The organism is Aeromicrobium massiliense JC14, from assembly GCF_000312105.1.
Classification (GTDB): domain Bacteria; phylum Actinomycetota; class Actinomycetes; order Propionibacteriales; family Nocardioidaceae; genus Aeromicrobium; species Aeromicrobium massiliense.
On the sequence record NZ_HE978637.1, the window covers coordinates 1,005,902 to 1,022,370 of the forward strand.

The following is a 16,469-nucleotide window of genomic DNA, read 5'->3' on the forward strand; positions in this document are numbered from 1 at the left end:
CATCGCGGCCCTACTGTCGACCGGGTGGGCAGGGTCATCAACGGTAGGTACGAGCTCGGCGAACGCCTCGGGGCGGGCGGCATGGGCTCGGTGCTGCGCGCCCACGACCGCAAGCTCGACCGGGCCGTCGCGGTCAAGCTCGTGCACGTCGAGCAGGCCCAGGACGAGGTGGGCCGCGCCCGGCTGAAGGCCGAGGCCCGCCTGGCCGGCGGGGTGCACCACCCCGGCGTCGCCGAGATCTTCGACTACGACGAGGACGACGAGACCGGGGCCCCGTTCCTGGTGATGCGCCTGGTCGAGGGCGAGACGCTGTCGCAGGTGCTGCGCCAGGAGCGCACCCTCACGCCCGCCCGCACGATGAGCATGGTCGCCGACGTGGCCGAGGCGCTGGCCGCCGCGCACGCGCTGGGCGTCGTTCACCGCGACGTGAAGCCCTCGAACATCCTGCTGACCGAGCAGCGCGCCGTGCTGGTCGACTTCGGCATCGCGCGCTCGCCCGAGAGCGAGCCGCTCACGTCGACCGGCACCCTGCTGGGCACGGTCGACTACCTGAGCCCCGAGCAGGCGCTGGGCCGCAGCGCCGCTCCCCCGTCGGACGTCTACGCGCTCGGCGTCGTCGCCCACCACTGCCTCACCGGCGCACCGCCGTTCCGCCGCGAGACCGCCGTCGCCACGGCCATCGCGCACGCCAAGGACCAGTTGCCGCCGCTGGGCCACGACGTGCCGGACCCGGTCCGCGCGCTGGTCGCCAGCATGACGGCCAAGCAGCCGGACGACCGGCCCACCGCCGAGCAAGCCGCCCGCACGGCCGCGGCGCTGGCCGAGGGGCACAGCCACGACGCTGCTCCCGCCCCGCGCGACGTCGGCGCACCCGCGCTGGAGGACCTGCCGACCGCGGTGACCCGGGTGCGTCCCCGACGCCGGGCGATGGCCGTGGGCGCCGGCGCCGCGCTCGTCGTGGCGCTGCTGGCCGGACGCGAGCTCCTGTCGGCCGAGCGCGAGGTGCCCGACGTCGTTGGCATGTCCGTGGCGGCCGCCACCTCCGTGCTCCGCGAGGACGGCTTCGAGGTCGAGCGTCGCGACGTCGACGACCCCAGAGCCCCCATGGGCCAGGTCGTCGACCAGACCCCCGACGCGTCCGACAAGGGCGACGACGACACGGTCGAGCTGTCGGTCGCGTCCGGCATGGTCGTGCTCGACGGACGGTCCCTGGTCGGGTCCAGCTACGGGCGGGCCGCCCGCCGCCTGGAGTCGCTCGGGCTGGTCCCCGTCCGGCACGAGCACGAGAACCGCGCCCGGGCCGGCGAGGTGCTCAGCGTCGAGCGGGACGGGCGGGTCGCGCTCGGCAGCACCGTCCCGGTCGTCGTGGCCGTCACCCCCGCCGCGGCCGATCGTCCGGCGACGGTGAGCGCACCGACGAAGGCCCGCACGCCCGCGCCGGCCCCACGCCCGGTGACGACGAAGGGCAAGGGTGCGCTCAAGGGCAAGGGCCACCCGAAGGGCAAGGACAAGGGAAAGGGCAACGGCCGCGGTTGAGCCGCGACCGTCGCTCGACGAGCCGGAGCCCGCAGGCCCCGTCCGACCTCTACCCGTGGGCGCCGTGCCGTCCGCGCACCCGCACCACGGTCCGGCCGGGGTGCGCCTCCTGCCACCGGGTCGCGGCGCAGGCGAGCAGGAACAACGAGCCGGGGACGCCCCACGGTCCGGCCGCCAGGACGACGACGGCGAGCACCGTGCACGCGACCGCGCTGATCATCGCGCTGCTCATGACAGCGCGTCCTTCGCCTTGTCGATGAGGCCCTTCGTCTCCTGCAGCGGGTTGGTGCCGTAGAGCCGCGGGTCGCCGGGTGCCAGCTCGGGCCACTCGCCCGTGGCCTGGATGAGCGCGGTGCGGAAGTCGCCGCGCCCGTCGGGCGCCGGGCCGGACGCCCACGAGCCCTCGGTCGCCGCCTCCCCGTCCGAGGCCTGGATGAAGGTGTGGCTGAACTCGTCGAACTCCTCCTCGAGCGGGAACGCCTCGGGCGTCGGCATGCCGTCCAGGCCGTCGGCCTTGAGCTCCTCGATGGCCGAGAGCCACTGCATCTGGTGCATGTGGTCGCGGGTGACCAGGAAGCGGATCAGCTCCTTGACGCCCCGGTCGTCGGTCATGTGGAACAGCCGCGCGACCTGCAGGCGTCCCTGCATCTCGGCGGTGACGTTGAGCGTGAAGTCGGCCATGAGGTTGCCGCTCGCGGTCACGAACGCACCGCTCCACGGCACGCCGTTGCTGTCGTGCGGGTACGCGCTGCCGCCGTTGACGATCGTGTGCTGCGGGTTCTGCGCCCCGAACTCGCTGGCCTGGGTCGAGCCGGTCGTGTCATCGGCGGACATCGGGGCGGGCTTGTCGAGCAGCTGGTCGATCATCTGCACGAGCATCTCGACGTGGCTGAGCTCCTCGGTGCCGATCGCCATGAGCATGTCCTTGTACTTGCCGGGCAGGCGCGTGTTCCAGCCCTGGTAGAGGTACTGCAGGGCGACGGTCATCTCGCCCCACTTGCCGCCCAGGACCTCCTGGAGCTTCATGGCGAACGCGGGGTCCGGGGCGTCCGGCTTGGACGTGAACTGCAGGGCCTTCTGGTGCGTGAACATCGATGCCTCCTGGCGCGGTAGCCGGTGTCGGATGCCGGGCGGGTGCCCCCGTCCCGGCCGCCTGTCACACCCGGATGCCGCGGTCGTCCGGCACGTGCACGACGCCCGCCGCACCACCGTGAAAGCCCTCAGTACCCGGACGCCGGACTCCCGTAACGCCTTCGCGCGACCCGTCCCACGATCAGGAATCCGGCGTGCGGCCCGGACCGGTCCGGCTTCCGATGAGAAAGGACATGTCTCGACCCCGGGGGGAGAACGTCGATGTCCCATCGACAGACGGCGGCAGACCGCACCAGCCAGCACGACGTCCACCAGATGCTCGGCACCGCGCGCGCCGGCACGGCCGAGCGGCTGGCCGCCGAGAACGAGGTGGTGCGCCGACATCTGCGTCTCGCTGCGGCGCTCGCCCGTCGCTACCACGGCCGGGGCGTCGACGACGAGGACCTCGTCCAGGTCGCGTCTCTCGCGCTCGTCGCCGCGGCCCGCCGCTACGACGAGACGCGCGGCGACTTCGCGTCGTTCGCCACCGCCACCGTGCTGGGCGAGCTGAAGAAGCACTTCCGCGACCTGGGCTGGACGGTGCGCCCGCCGCGACGCATCCAGACGCTGCAGGCCACGATCGCGGCGGTGGACGCGCGGGCGTGGGACGAGACCGGCACCGGCCGGGCCGCCGAGCTGGCCGCCCGCCTGGGGCAGCCGGTGGCCGACGTGCTGGAGGCGTTGCAGGCACGCGGCTGCTTCCACGCGGACTCGCTGGACGCGACCGAGGGCGAGCCGTCGCTGGGCGGCGTGGACGACCGGTTCGAGCAGGTCGACGAGTGGGTGTCGGTCACGCGGCTGTGCCGCTCGCTGACCGACGCCGACCGGGCCCTGCTGCGCATGCGGTTCTTCGAGGACCTGAGCCAGCGCGAGATCGCCCGCCGGCTGGACCGCAACCCCATGTGGGTGTCCCGTCACCTGGCCGCGCTGCTCGGCCGGCTGCGCACCGAGGCCGTCGTCGGGGAGGCCGCGTGACGGCCCAGGAGGTGCTGCCGGGCGTCCACCGCATCGCCCACGCGGCCACGTGCTGCTACCTGGTGGCCCGCGGCGACACCCTCGTGCTCGTGGACGCCTGCCTGCCCCGCACCCGGCCACGGATCGAGGCCGCCCTGCGCAGCCTCGGCGCGTCGTGGCGTGACGTGGACGCCGTGGTGCTCACCCACGGCCACTTCGACCACCTGGGCGACCTGGGCGACGTCCAGCGCGAGCACGACGTCCCCGTGCTCGCCGCCCTGGGCGACCACCGGATCACCGCGCACCCCTACCGCTACCGGCCGGGAGTGAACCGGCTGCGGTTCATCGCCACCCACCCGGGGGGCTGGCCGTACCAGGCGCAGATGATCGCCAACGGCGCGCTCAAGGTGCCCGGCGTTCCGCACGTCGAGGCGCTTCCGGAAGGCCCGCTGGCGGTCATGCCCGAGCTCAGCGTGCTGCCCACGCCGGGCCACACGGACGGGCACGTCGCGCTCCACCTGGAGTCCCGCTCCGCGGTGCTCACCGGCGATGCCCTCGTGACCCTCGACCCGTACACCGGACGGCGGGGCCCACGGGTCGTCGCCCGTCCCGGCACCCGTCGTCCGTCCCAGGCGCGTCAGTCGCTCGCCGTCATCGCCGCGACGGAGGCGGACGTCGTCCTGCCCGGGCACGGCGAGGTCTGGACGCAGGGCGCCCGCCGCGCCGCCGAGCTCGCCCAGGCCGAGCCCATCGGCTGAGCCCGTCCGGTTTCCCCCGCTCGGGAGCGGGGTACCCGCCGGTCACCTGACACCTGGAGGAGAGGAAGCACCGTGCGCGTCATCGACAGCCGGACCCACACCATCATCGGCCTGCTGGTCGGCGTCGTCCTGATCGTCGCCCCGTGGCTGCTGACGTTCGCCGACGAGAGCGACGCCGCGACCTGGTCGGCGGTGGGCGTGGGCATCTTCATCGTGCTCAACGAGCTGATCACCACGAGCCCGGCCAGCCCGGTCAAGCTCGTGCCCATGAGCGCCCACCTGATCCTGGACATGGTCACCGGCGTCTTCCTGGCGCTCACGCCGTGGTTCTTCGGCTTCGCCGACGAGGACTGGTTCGTCTGGGTGCCGCACGTCGTCGTCGGCGTGCTGATCGTCGGCTACGCGGTCATGACGCGGGCCGACGAGCCGGCGATCCGCGGACCGCGCACCCCGGCCTGACCGGGCCGGACCGCCTCACCGCCGTCACCGGCGTCCGTCCCGCCAGCGGGGCGGACGCCGGTGGTGTGCCGGGGACCCCGGTGCGCCAGACTGGAGGTTCCACGACCGAGGAGCACTCTTCATGACCGAGCCGGGAGACACCCGCGTCGCCGTCTACATCGACTTCGACAACATCGTCATCTCGCGCTACGACCAGGTCCACGGACGTCACCAGTGGTCGCGCGACAAGAACAAGGGCTTCGACTCCGCCGCCCGCGAGGCCGATCCCGTCGTCGCCGACAAGCTGCGCCGCGCCACCGTGGACGTCGGCGCGATCATCGACTTCGCGTCGTCCTTCGGCACGCTCGTGCTGACCCGGGCCTACGCCGACTGGTCCGCGCCGGTCAACGCCGACTACCGCCACCAGCTGGTCAGCCGCGCCGTCGACCTCGTGCAGCTGTTCCCCGCCGCCGCGTACGGCAAGAACGGCGCCGACATCCGCCTGGCCGTCGACGCCGTCGAGGACATGTTCCGCCTGCCGGACCTCACCCACGTCGTGATCGTGGCCGGCGACTCGGACTACATCGCGCTCGCCCAGCGCTGCAAGCGCCTGGGCCGCTACGTGGTCGGCGTCGGCGTCGCCGGCTCGACGAGCAAGTCGTTGGCCGCGGCCTGCGACGAGCTGGTCACCTACGACGCGCTGCCCGGCGTCACCCCGCCCGAGGAGGCGGCCGAGCCCGAGACGCGCGAGCCGCGCAGCCGCAGCAGCAAGGGGGCGAACCCCGCTGTCCAGGACGTCCCCGACGCGTCCGCGGCCGACGACGCCGACACCGAGGACGCCACCGGCGAGGGCGACACCCAGGAGACGGCGACCCGGCTGCTCGAGCGCGCCCTGCGGCTCGGGCACGAGAAGGACGACGCCGAGTGGCTGCACGCCTCGCAGGTCAAGACGCAGATGAAGCGCATGGACCCGTCGTTCAGCGAGAAGGCGCTCGGCTACCGGTCGTTCTCGGACTTCATCAAGTCGCGCGAGCAGGTCGCCGACATCGACGAGTCCAGCACGGCCCGCCTGGTGCGGCTCGTCCCGTCGCTGGCCGACACGCGCCGGGTCCTCTTCGCCGCTCCCCCGACGTCCTGAGCCCGTCATGACCAAGGGCATCGAGCGGCTCACCGACGACGCGCATGCGTTCCTGGCCGAGTACCACCTGGCGACGCTGACCACGCTGCGCCAGGACGGACGTCCGCACGTCGTGCCGGTCGGGTTCACCTATGCCGACGGGATCGTCCGCGTCATCACGAGCGGCACGAGCCAGAAGGCGCTCAACGTGGCCCGCGCCGGCCACGCCACCGTGTGCCAGGTCGACCGGGCGCGTTGGCTGACGCTCGGCGGGCCGGCGCGCGTGCTCGACGACCCGGAGTCCGTCGCCGACGCCGAGGCCCGCTACGCCGAGCGCTACCGCCCGCCGCGGGTGAACCCGCAGCGCGTGGTGCTCGAGGTGACCGTCACCGACGTGATGGGCCAGGCGGGCCTGCTGCACCCGCGTCGCTGAGCGACGCCACCGCGGCCCGCACCGCGGCCGCGTCGAGCACGCCGTCGCCCGCCGTGGCGGTGACGTGCACCCCCGCCGGGGTCGGCACGAAGCACACGGTGACCGCCTCGGGTCCCGCCGGCCGCCCGGCGACCACGAACGCGGCCTCGCCCCTGTCGCGCCACGGCAGGCCGGACAGGTCGAGCCGGCCCTGGTGGCTCAGGGTGACGTCCGCCCTCGGCGGCTGGCCGGCCGTCGCCGGTGCCCGCCCGGGACCACGCACGAGGTTGCGAGCGGTCAGCGCGGCGAGCAGCACCAGCGGCGTCCCGTCCGTCGCAGCTCGTGACACGGAGGCGCCGAGGGCGACCGGGTCGGTGGGGTCGACGTCGAGGTACGGCCCGGTGGCGAAGTTGCCCGCGACCCGGCCCTCGCCCGGCAGGTAGCGGCGGCCGTCCATCATCACGCGCACGCCCGGCCCGAGCGGAAGCCGCTCGGCGAGCGCCGCCGCGGTGCGGGCCATGAGCACCGAGGCGGCCGACGTGCCCGGCGCGTGCTCGTCGCGCCACGCCCGCATCACATCGAGGGTGGCCGCGGGGACGACCGCCGACGCCACCCGGACCGAGCCCAGGTCGGCGGGCCGGTGCGGACGCTCGTCCGGCGGGCCCAGGGGCACCGCGCCGCGGACCGCTCGCGCGGCTCGTCGGGGCCGGGCGGCCAGGGCGAGACCCGCCCGCAGCAGCGGGAAGCGGAGGGACGGCGCGTCCGGCGGCGGGACGTCGTCGCCGAGCAGCCAGCGGAACCAGCCGTTCGCGGTGGCGCCGTCGGCCAGCACGTGCGCGACGTCCATGCCGGCCGCGTTCGGCGCCAGCACGAGCCGGAGCGGGAGCTCCTCGCGCGGGTCGGCGACGAGCCGCGCGGTCAGGGCGTCGGCGTCCAGGTCGTCCGGAACCTCGACCACGAGCTCGCGCAGGTGGGCCTCGAGGTCACCGGCAGGGACGAGACGGTGTCCGTCGAGCCGGCCCAGCACCGGATGGTCCGGCGAGCGCAGCGCGAGCGTCCGCAACCGGTCGCGCACCTCGGCGGCGTCGGGCACGTGGAGCGGCCCGGCGGCGCGCGCGGTGCGGAACCGCTCCCAGGTGCGGTCGCGCACCGGCACGCGGGTCACCATCCGGCCGCCTCGGCCATCCGGTCGGCCTGCTCGGGGAACGGCTCGCCTGCGGGCGGCTGCCCGTCCTCGCAGGAGCCGTCGGACTCCCCCGGCGGCTTGACCCACAGGAAGGCGTCGACGAGCTCCCGCGGCGCGGACTCGGGCCGCTCGCCCAGGGCGGCGCCCTCCGGGTTGCACCACGTGTCCTGCGGCCCGTCGCCGTTGCGCCCGGTGTCGACGACGAACGGCTTCCAGCCGACGGTCGGGCTGATCTCGCGGCCGTAGTCGACCTCGTCGTCGGTGCGGCCGAAGCCGGAGACGTTGACCGAGAAGCCGCGAGCCGCGGCGACGCCGGCGTCGGCGAGCCGCTCGGCCATGACGTCCGGCTCCACCCAGTCGCTGTGGCCGGCGTCGAGGTAGACGGCGGTCGACGGGACCCGCGAGAACGCGGACGTCGCCGAACGCAGCAGCTCGAGCCGCTCCTGCCGGCGTGCCTCGGGCAGGCGGCCCAGGAACGCCAGTGCGTCGGGCTCGAGCACGACGGCGACACCCGGGCCGTCCTGGGGTCGTCCGTCACGCAGACCGTCGGCGACCGCGCGCGTCCAGGCGGCGTACTGCTCGCCGGACTCGGCGCCGCCGCCGGACTCGCCGCCGCAGTCGCGCAGCGGGACGCCGTAGACGACGAGCGTCGCCACGCCGCCGTCAGCCGCGGCGTCGCGCACGGTGCGGGCGACGTCCCGGCGGACCTCCTCGGCGGGCTGCGCGGGGTCCGTCAGCCAGACGCCGTGCGGCTGCTCCAGCACGCGCTGCACCCGGTCGCGGTCGACCTCCGCCTCCTCGGCCACGGGCGGGGCCGGAGGGCCCCACGGCTCGGCGTCGTCGAACGGCGAGTCCGGCGACGCCGGGCTCAGGTCGTCCTCGAACGACGCCGGTGCGTCCATCTCCTGGGCGGCGTCGACGCACTCGGCGTCGGGCGTGCGGGTGGCACTGGGCCCGGGCGCGCCGGTGTCGTAGCCCGATCCGCTGCACGCCCCCAGCAGGAGCAGGGCGGCGACGGCCGGAGCGACCAGGTCGCTGACGCGGCTCACGGGGCCGGCACCAGGCGGCCCACGACGTCGTCGTCGTGCGGACGCCCGTCGGCGGACTGCCAGCGCGACTCGCCCGGCGCGACGGCGGAGGCGCGACGCTCCAAGAACCGCGGGCGCAGTGCCCACGAGATGCCGGTGCCGATGACGAGCACGTGGAGCAGGCAGAACGCGACGTTGTTGAGCATGCCGGCGTCGCGGCTCTGAACCAGGCCCCAGCCGGCCGTGCCGAGCAACGCCAGGCACAGAACCAGCCCGGGCCACACCGAGAGCGGCTGCCACAGGCCGGCGCCGTCCTTGGGCGTGACGACGAAGCGTCCCTTGCGCCGGGTGAGGACCTGCAGCGACGCCACCACGTGGATCCAGCAGGACGCCGACGCGAGCGCGAACGCCGAGAAGGCGTAGGTGCCGGCCCCGCCCACCGCGACCGTGGCGATGGACAGCACGAAGTACGGCGCGAAGTGCAGCAGGAACGAGTCCGCGCTGGCGGCGGCGACAGCCTGCTCGCCGGTGAGGATGCGGACGATCGGCAGGGACACGTAGACCAGCACGGTCCAGCCGCTGAGGAAGTACATGCTCGACAGCACGTACTGCAGGCGCGTGCGCCACGGCAGCCGCGCGGTCAGGCCGCGGCCGAGCGCCGACAGGCACCCGCGGGCCCAGCGCAGCTGCTGGCCGACGTACGCCGACATGTCCTCGGGGCCCAGGCCCTGCACGAGCACCTCGGCGACGTACTCCGAGCGCCAGCCGCGCTGGTGCAGCCGCAGCGACAGCTCGAAGTCCTCGGTGATCGAGTCCTGCGGGAAGCCGCCGACGTCGTCGAGCGCGGCGCGGCGGAACAGCACGTTCGTGCCGCAGCAGAACATCGCGCCGAGGTCGGCCTTGCCGCGGGCGATCGAGCCGAAGAACAGCGCCTGCTGCGACCAGGCGGCCGCCGCGACCGGGTTGCGGTCGGCGTTGGCGTAGTACTGCGGCGTCTGGACGAACGCGACCTTCTCGTCGGCCAGGTGGCCCATGGTGCGGCGCAGCAGCTCGGGGTGCGGCACGTGGTCGCAGTCCAGGACGAGCACCAGCTCGCCGTCGACCTGGCCCAGGGCGTGGTTGATGTTGCCCGCCTTGGCGCCGGAATGGTCGTCGCGCGTCACGTAGCCGACGCCGTGCCGGGCGGCGAGCGCCGCCATCTCGGGGTCGTCGCCGTCGTCGAGCAGGTGCACCCGCACGTCGGCGCCGCGCAGGGCGGTGGCCGCGGCGACGACCGGCTCGACCACCGAGACCGGCTCGTCGTAGCGCGGCACCAGCACGTCCACGGTCGTCCAGTGCGGCGGAGGCACGGGACGACGTCGCGGCCGGTCGTGCAGGAGCGTCCACCAGAACCCGAGGGCCTGGACGACGTTGAACACCTCGGCGACGACCAGCAGGCCGTACAGCCAGGGGTTGCCGATGCGCCCGGGCACGAGCAGCCAGGAGAAGTACCAGGCCGACGCGGTCAGGGCGAGCGCGACGAGCAGCTGCACGCGGCGCCGGTTCGGCGGGTGGAGGACCGCGGCCGTGGTGGCGGCGGTCGGAGCGGGCGCGTGGGTCACTGCGCGACCTCCTTGTCGTGGGTCAGCTGCCAGACGGTCACGTTGGCCACCTTGTGGGTGTCGGTGCGGGTCCAGCCCTGCTGCTCGAGCTGGGCGAGGGTCTGCCCCACCTGGCCCGAGGTGCCCTGCTCGTCCAGGAAGCTGGCGAACACGAAGATCGAGTCGTCCGGGCCGAGCGTCCGGGGCAGGCCGAGGCCGGGGGTGCCGGGCTGCAGGCTGGCGGTGGACTCGGCGCGGATGCCCGCGGAGTAGTAGGCGAGCTCGTCCTCCAGGAACGCGGGCGCGTAGAGCATGAGGTCGCCCGGCTCGGCGGTGCGCTCGACCCACGACACGGCGCCGCGGAAGTCGTAGGTGCGCGGGTTGGACTGGTTGACCTGCTGGTCGGCCAGGCCGGCCAGCAGCGACACCACGACGACGCCGGGCAGCACGAGCCGGCTCACCGGGCCGCGGGCCCAGGTCGCGACGAGCCGCGAGACGAGCAGCAGGAGCACCGGCACCGTGCTGGTGAAGTAGCGCAGCTCGAACAGCTGGCGGCGCTCGAAGCCGATGCCGAACAGCACGACGACCGGCAGCACGGCGGCGGCGACGAGCACGCCGACCGGGATCGAGCGGCCCCGGCCGAGGGCGGCCAGGCAGAGCAGGAGCAGCACCGGCCACAGCGCGCTGGCCTGCACCATCAGCTCGTCGGCGTGGTAGCCCCACAGCGACCAGATGGTGTTCGCGAGCACGGCGTAGACGTCGGGGCTGTCGCCGACGACCTCGGAGGCGCCGACGCCGGTCTGGCCGGGCGTCGTCGACGAGGCCGACAGGACGCTGCGCGCCTGGGCGAGCAGGAACGGCACCAGCGGGGCGAACAGCGCCAGCGACGCCAGGACCGACACGATCCAGCGCGGGGCGAGGCGGCGCAGGTCGGCCCGGCACAGGCAGCCCAGGAACAGGACGTGCTGCACGATCACGGGCAGCACCGCGAACCACTGCAGGTAGACGAGCGCGGTGCTCGACAGCACGAAGACCATCCAGTCGCGCCAGCGGCCGCGCCCGCCGTCGCGGGCGTCGCGCAGGATGCGCACCTGCATCCACAGCGCGACAGTCGTGGCCAGCATCCACAGCGAGTACATGCGGGCTTCCTGGGCGTACCAGACCGCGACCGGGGCGACGGCCACGACGAGCGCGGCGACGATGCCGGTCCGGCGGTCCCACAGGTCGCGGCCCATCGCCCAGAACACGGCGATCAGCGCGACGCCGGCGATCAGGCTGGGCAGCCGGACGACGAGCTCGGACGTGCTGCCGGTGGCCTGGACGACCGCCCACAGGATCAGGTTGAACCCGGGCGGGTGGACGTCGTTCTCGCGCAGGTCGACCAGCATCGTGCCGAGCGGCTGCTGGACCTGGCGGATCGAGATGGCCTCGTCCAGCCAGATGGAGCGCGTGACCATGAGCCGCAGGGCCGTGCCCACGACCAGGGCGACGAGCAGCGGCCAGCCGTCGCGCAGCAGAGCACCCCACGAGCGGCGGGGGTGCCGGTGCGCGGCCGGCGCGTCGCGGCCGGAGTCGGCATCGGCGGGGGCATCGGCGACCGCGGCCCGCGGCGGCGTGACCACGGTCGGGACCGACCGGGCAACGACCGGCGTGCGCGCCGGCGCGAGCAGGGTCGCCGCGGCGCAGGTGACCAGGAACAGGGCGGCAGCGGCCGCCGTGGCGCCCACGACGTCCGCGACGTCGTCCGCTCGGAGCAGCAGCGTCAGCTGGACGACGACGGCCAGGCCGGCCAGGACGGCGGCGACCGGGCTGCGACCGGTCATGCACAGCCGGGCGGCCAGCACCTTGGCCACGCCGAGCGCGGCCATGGCGCCGACGTAGCCGGTCGCGTACGGGCCGACCTCGGCGTACCGCTCCCCCAGCACCTGCGCGAACAGCGAGGCGGGCACGAGGGCGACGGCCGCGACGAGGCCGAGCGAGACCGCGGTGGCGGCGCCGAGCGCCACGGCCAGCGAGCCGCGCGAGGACTCGTCGCCGCCGCTGGGCATGAGCACCATCGGGATCGTGGCGGTGGCGAAGTACGCGGCTCCGCCGATCGTGGCGACGGCCGCGACGAAGCCGGCCTCGTCGCCGGCGAGCAACCGGTTCGCGACGACGACGTCCTGCGCCGCCATCACGGCGACGAGCAGGAACGCGATCGTCACCGCGGCGGACGTGCGCCCGTGGGCGGCGCGCACCGTCGCGGCGTCCCCGCCTCGCCCAGCGAGCAGGGCGACGAGCAGCGACAGGTAGCCCGCGGCGACGACGCCGGCGGCCGCGCCGGCCGGCCCGATCACGGGCGCCAGCGCCAGGCCGACCGCGCCGCGGACGAGCGGCTCGGTGACCAGCGCGGCGGCCGTGCCACCGGCGCGGCCGAGGCCGTAGAGGCGTCCGCGGGCGAGGGCCAGGAGCGTGGCGGACGGCGCCGACCAGGCCAGCAGGAGCACCAGCACCGGGGACAGGCCGAGCGCGTCCGACAGCAGCGGCGTGGCCAGGACGCCGGCCACGGTGACGGCCAGTCCGGCCATGGCGGCGCGGTCGCGCAGCCGTCCGTGCAGGTCGGGGTCGAGCGCCGTGGCGGCGGTGACGCTGGACGCGACCGTGTGCAGCAGCACGTAGCCGGCCAGGAAGGCGGTGAGCTCGGCGTACTCGCCGGGAAGCAGGACGCGGGCCAGCAGCACGCTGACCACGAGGTTGCCGGCACCGGCGGCGAGCTGGCCCAGCAGCGCCACGGACTGGCGCCGGGTCGCGGTGCGGACGCCCGAGGGTGCCGGGGCGTGGGTCCGGGAACGGACCCGGGACGAGGTGACGGTGGTCATCGCGTCACCCCCGGAGGGCGCAGGCCGCTCGGCGCGGACCGGCCGTCCTCGCCGGGACGCGGAGCCGGTCCGGCGGCGCCGGACGCCGTGGGGTGCGTGGCCGCGTCGCCCTCGCTGACCAGCAGGGTCAGCAGGTCCAGCACGTCGCCGGCGGCGGCCACGTGACGACGGGCGGCCGAGTGCACCGAGCCGGCCCGGCCGGCTGCCGTCTCGACGGCGAGCTCGACGCCGCCGGGCAGGTCGTCGGTGCCACCGACGAGTGGCACCTCGAGCTCTCTGGCCGCGGCGCGACCGCGGGCGTCGGCAGCCCAGCCCAGCACCGGCACGCCGGCCGCGGCGGCGGCCATGAGCGTGCGCGGGTCGCCGCACAGCGCGAAGCTGCTGCGGCCGAGCTCGTCACGACGGGCCCGGAGCGTCGGGGCCGCGGGCTCGACCGTCGCCGCCGCCCCGGCGGCGGTCAGCGCGGTGGCGAGGCTGTCGGCGGCGTCCAGGTCGTCGCCGGCGCTCTCGCCCCGGCGGCGGGCCTGCACGACGACGTCGCCGGCGGACGGACGCTGGGCGCGCACGGCGTCCAGCACCGGCACGAGCAGCGCCGTCAGGGCGTCGGCTCCCCCGGCGGCGGCCAGCGCGTCGGCGCCCAGCGGCACGCGGACGGGCCCGCCGGGCGCCGCCGGCGGCGGGGGCGCCTGCAGGTCGAGCCAGGCGAGGTCGGGTCCGACACGGAACGGCGGCGGCACGCCGACCGAAGCGACGTGCGCGGCGGAGGCGTCGGAGTCCAGCACCGTGAGGGCGCTGCCCAGGACGGTCTGGCGCACCAGGCGTCCGCCGCGGCCGGTCGTCTCGCCGGCGCCGACGCCGACGAGGGCGACACGCTTGCCGGCGAGCCGGTAGGCGGTGGCGACCGAGTAGATCGCGGACAGGCCGAGGGTCTCGGTGCCGGCGTCGGCCTGGAGCGGACGGCCGCCCAGCACGACGAGGGTGTCGACGGTGGTCATCAGGCGCAGCAACGAGGCCGACGTCGCCGGGACGACGGGGAGGTCGGTGGCGCGGGACGTCCGCTCCGGGTCGGCGGTCGCGGCGACGACGTTCGCGGGGAACAGCGCCTGCGCGACCGCGCCCAGGGCGGCGTCGTCGGCGACGTCGCGGTGGCGGGTGGTCTGCAGCACGAGCACGCTCATCGGGTCCTCCCCTCGTAGACAGCCAGGTGGCGGCGGGCGACGGCCGGCCACGTGCGGTCGGCGGCCATGGACCCGACCTCGGCCCGGACGGCGGCGAGCGCCTGCGGGCTGGCGGCCAGGGTGCGGAGCCGGTCGGCCCACGCGGCCGGCCCGTCGGCGACTGTCAGCTCGGGGCTGGCGCCCACGACCTCGCCGAGGCGGCGCGACAGCAGCACCGGGGTGCGGTGGGCCAGCGCGAGGGCGAGCGGCCCGCTGGACGCGTGCGGCTCGGGGTAGCACTGCAGAGCGACGTCCGCGGCGCGGAACCAGTCGGCGACCTGCTCGTCCGGCACGTAGCCGGTGAAGCTGCTCGTGCCGCCCCAACGGCGCTTGAGCCGGTCGGCGTAGTCGTCGCCCTGGGCGGCGAGCCGCGGGTGCGGGCCGCCGGCCACCACGACGTGCACGGGCGCGCCGGCCAGCTCGCCGGCCTCGAGGGCGGTCTCCAGGCCCTTGTACGGCGCGACGAAGCCGAAGCACAGGGCCACGAAGTCGTCGGCGGGCACGCCGAGCCGGCGCCGCACGTCCGAGGGCGTCTCGGGCGTCTCGGCCGGCACCTCGATGCCGTGCGGCACCACCACGGCGCCGCGCACGACCTCGCGGAAGGACGGCTCGTGGACGAGCACGGTGTCCGCGAGCCGCGGCAGGACGCGCTGGACGCCGGCGATGGCGGCCCGCGCGGCGACCGGCGGCACGGCGACCCGGTGCATGGCGGTGTAGTCGGACGTGACGGCGGACGGGCGCACGACCTGGTGCATCGTGATCGTGGTCGGCGGGCCGGACGCCTTGTTGCGCGCCAGCGCCGCCATGGTGGCGGGCAGGCCGGAGGCGCCGGAGTACAGGAACAACTCGTGCTGCAGGTGCACGTGGCGCGGCTCGGTCGCCCGGGCGGCGGCGAGCGCCTGCGGCACGGCGCGGGCGTGGCCGGTGCGGAAGGCGCGCCGCACCTCGACCGGGCCGTCGTGGCCGACCGCGGGCTCGCCGGCGACCTCGGGGGCGACGACGCAGACGCGGGCGCCCGCGTCGCTCAGGGCGTGGGCCAGGTTGGCGGTGTACGAGGCCACGCCGCTCTCGCCGTCGTGGCGGTTGCCGAGGCGCGGGTACGGGCTGATCAGGGTGACGTCAGGACGCATGGACGGTTCCCTCCTGGGCGGCCGGCGCGGGGCCGGCGGGCGACGGGGCGGGGTCGTGCGGAGGCGGGTCGAGGACGCCGCGGGCGGGCATCCGCACCGGGACGATGCGGTGGTGCAGCCAGAGCCGGCCGAGCGAGGCGGCCATGCGCGCGGTGTCGCGCAGCACCTGGACGCGCGAGCCCTCGCGGTCGATCCAGACGGTCGGCGCCTCGGCCACGGTGAGACCGAGCGCCCGGGCGGTGACCAGCATGTCGACGTCGAAGACGAAGTCGCGCGAGCTGACCAGCGGCATGATGCGCTCGGCCGCCTGGTGGGTGATGACCTTCGCGCCGCACTGGGTGTCGTGGAACGGCAGGCCGAACACGGTGCGCACGGCCCGGGCGAACCCGGCGCTCGCGACCCGCCGGGCCAGCGACCGGGGCTTGGGCAGCACCGACGCGGGGTGCCACCGCGACGCGATGGCCAGGTCGGCGCCGGTGACGCGGAGCGTCTCGGCGAGCAGCTCGACCTCGGCCGGCGGGGTGGAGCAGTCGGCGTCGACGAACGCGATGACGTCCGCGTCGCTGCGCCGGAACGCCTCGTTGATCACCCCGCCCTTGCCGAGGCGGGGGTACTCGACGGCGCGGACCCGGTGGTCGCGCAGCGCGTGCTGGTCGACCACCAGCCGGGTCTGGTCGGTGCAGTCGTCCAGCGCGACGGTGATGCGCAGGTCGTCGCCGATCAGGTCGTTGCTGTAGGCGCCGAGCGTGCGGCCGATGCGGTGCTGCTCGTTGTGCGCGGGGATGACGATCTCGAGGGTCATGGGTCGCTCCTGGAGGGACACGGGCGTGCGTGTACGCGTCTCGGGACGTGAGGGGACGGGCGGCTGGTCGGTGCGGACGCGGCGTACGGTCCGCCGGGACGCGAGGCGTCTCGGGACGGGTCGTCGGTGACCCTGCTCCTGCTTCGTTCAGCTCGGCCGGTTCGGGGGCGGCAGCGTGTGCCTGCCCGGCTCTTCATCCAGACTGCGCGGCATCGCCGGGAGTCACAACCTCAACACGCCGGTCGGTGACGAAGGTCACCGCCAGGTGGCCGGAAACCCCGGGATTCCGGGGCGGAATGAGAATGCTCTCATGGTGCCGGCC

15 protein-coding genes are annotated in these 16,469 nt (G+C 75.2%); 6 read left to right on the plus strand and 9 right to left on the minus strand.

Annotated elements, in window-relative coordinates; translation table 11 throughout:
• Positions 1 to 24: 24 nt before the first annotated feature.
• The gene (locus HGAM_RS19125; RefSeq protein ID WP_147543680.1) at positions 25 to 1,536 is read left to right on the plus strand and encodes a protein kinase domain-containing protein; all 1,512 of its coding nucleotides are present in this window, start codon (positions 25 to 27) and stop codon (positions 1,534 to 1,536) included.
• A 49-nt stretch (positions 1,537 to 1,585) separates the two neighbouring features.
• Here the strand turns inward: HGAM_RS19125 and HGAM_RS12165 are convergent, their stop codons facing one another.
• A complete protein-coding gene (locus HGAM_RS12165; RefSeq protein WP_019145776.1) occupies positions 1,586 to 1,768 on the minus strand; it encodes a hypothetical protein in 183 nt (60 codons plus the stop codon).
• Positions 1,765 to 2,628, minus strand: a complete 864-nt coding sequence (locus tag HGAM_RS12170) for a manganese catalase (protein ID WP_019145777.1) — start codon at positions 2,626 to 2,628, stop codon at positions 1,765 to 1,767. Before HGAM_RS12170 ends, HGAM_RS12165 begins: the two co-directional genes overlap by 4 nt.
• Before the next feature lie 261 nt (positions 2,629 to 2,889).
• Here HGAM_RS12170 and HGAM_RS19130 point away from each other — a divergent pair, with 261 nt between their 5' ends.
• The 5 genes from HGAM_RS19130 (at position 2,890) to HGAM_RS12195 (ending at position 6,367) form a co-directional block, all read left to right on the plus strand.
• Positions 2,890 to 3,642: a sigma-70 family RNA polymerase sigma factor gene (locus HGAM_RS19130; RefSeq protein ID WP_020691560.1), complete on the plus strand. Its 753-nt coding sequence runs from the start codon at positions 2,890 to 2,892 to the stop codon at positions 3,640 to 3,642.
• Positions 3,639 to 4,379 carry an MBL fold metallo-hydrolase gene (locus tag HGAM_RS12180; RefSeq protein WP_019145779.1) on the plus strand — a complete coding sequence of 247 codons (741 nt, stop codon included), beginning with the start codon at positions 3,639 to 3,641 and terminating at the stop codon, positions 4,377 to 4,379. Before HGAM_RS19130 ends, HGAM_RS12180 begins: the two co-directional genes overlap by 4 nt.
• Before the next feature lie 72 nt (positions 4,380 to 4,451).
• Positions 4,452 to 4,838: an SPW repeat domain-containing protein gene (locus HGAM_RS19135; protein ID WP_019145780.1), complete on the plus strand. Its 387-nt coding sequence runs from the start codon at positions 4,452 to 4,454 to the stop codon at positions 4,836 to 4,838.
• 121 nt (positions 4,839 to 4,959) lie between these two features.
• A complete protein-coding gene (locus HGAM_RS19140) occupies positions 4,960 to 5,955 on the plus strand; it encodes an NYN domain-containing protein (protein ID WP_019145781.1) in 996 nt (331 codons plus the stop codon).
• 7 nt (positions 5,956 to 5,962) lie between these two features.
• Positions 5,963 to 6,367: a PPOX class F420-dependent oxidoreductase gene (locus HGAM_RS12195; RefSeq protein WP_019145782.1), complete on the plus strand. Its 405-nt coding sequence runs from the start codon at positions 5,963 to 5,965 to the stop codon at positions 6,365 to 6,367.
• On the opposite strand, the gene HGAM_RS12200 is transcribed toward HGAM_RS12195, so the two are convergent.
• Genes HGAM_RS12200 through HGAM_RS19155 form a run of 7 tightly spaced genes read right to left on the minus strand, consistent with a single transcriptional unit; the run spans position 6,321 to position 16,147 of the window.
• Complete coding sequence (locus tag HGAM_RS12200) at positions 6,321 to 7,514, minus strand: hypothetical protein (RefSeq protein WP_019145783.1); 1,194 nt, start codon at positions 7,512 to 7,514, stop codon at positions 6,321 to 6,323. The genes HGAM_RS12195 and HGAM_RS12200 overlap by 47 nt on opposite strands.
• Positions 7,508 to 8,581, minus strand: coding sequence for a glycoside hydrolase family 6 protein (locus tag HGAM_RS19145; protein ID WP_019145784.1), 1,074 nt, complete (start codon positions 8,579 to 8,581; stop codon positions 7,508 to 7,510). Before HGAM_RS19145 ends, HGAM_RS12200 begins: the two co-directional genes overlap by 7 nt.
• Entirely contained in the window at positions 8,578 to 10,161 is a 1,584-nt protein-coding gene (locus HGAM_RS20130; RefSeq protein ID WP_049798258.1) for a glycosyltransferase family 2 protein, read from the minus strand. The genes HGAM_RS19145 and HGAM_RS20130 overlap by 4 nt, the downstream gene beginning before the upstream one ends.
• Positions 10,158 to 12,998, minus strand: a complete 2,841-nt coding sequence (locus HGAM_RS12215) for a glycosyltransferase family 39 protein (protein ID WP_019145785.1) — start codon at positions 12,996 to 12,998, stop codon at positions 10,158 to 10,160. Before HGAM_RS12215 ends, HGAM_RS20130 begins: the two co-directional genes overlap by 4 nt.
• Complete coding sequence (locus HGAM_RS12220; protein ID WP_019145786.1) at positions 12,995 to 14,176, minus strand: glycosyltransferase family protein; 1,182 nt, start codon at positions 14,174 to 14,176, stop codon at positions 12,995 to 12,997. The genes HGAM_RS12215 and HGAM_RS12220 overlap by 4 nt, the downstream gene beginning before the upstream one ends.
• Entirely contained in the window at positions 14,173 to 15,345 is a 1,173-nt protein-coding gene (locus tag HGAM_RS12225; RefSeq protein ID WP_019145787.1) for a glycosyltransferase, read from the minus strand. Before HGAM_RS12225 ends, HGAM_RS12220 begins: the two co-directional genes overlap by 4 nt.
• Positions 15,335 to 16,147, minus strand: a complete 813-nt coding sequence (locus tag HGAM_RS19155; RefSeq protein ID WP_019145788.1) for a glycosyltransferase — start codon at positions 16,145 to 16,147, stop codon at positions 15,335 to 15,337. The genes HGAM_RS12225 and HGAM_RS19155 overlap by 11 nt, the downstream gene beginning before the upstream one ends.
• Positions 16,148 to 16,469: the final 322 nt, after the last annotated feature.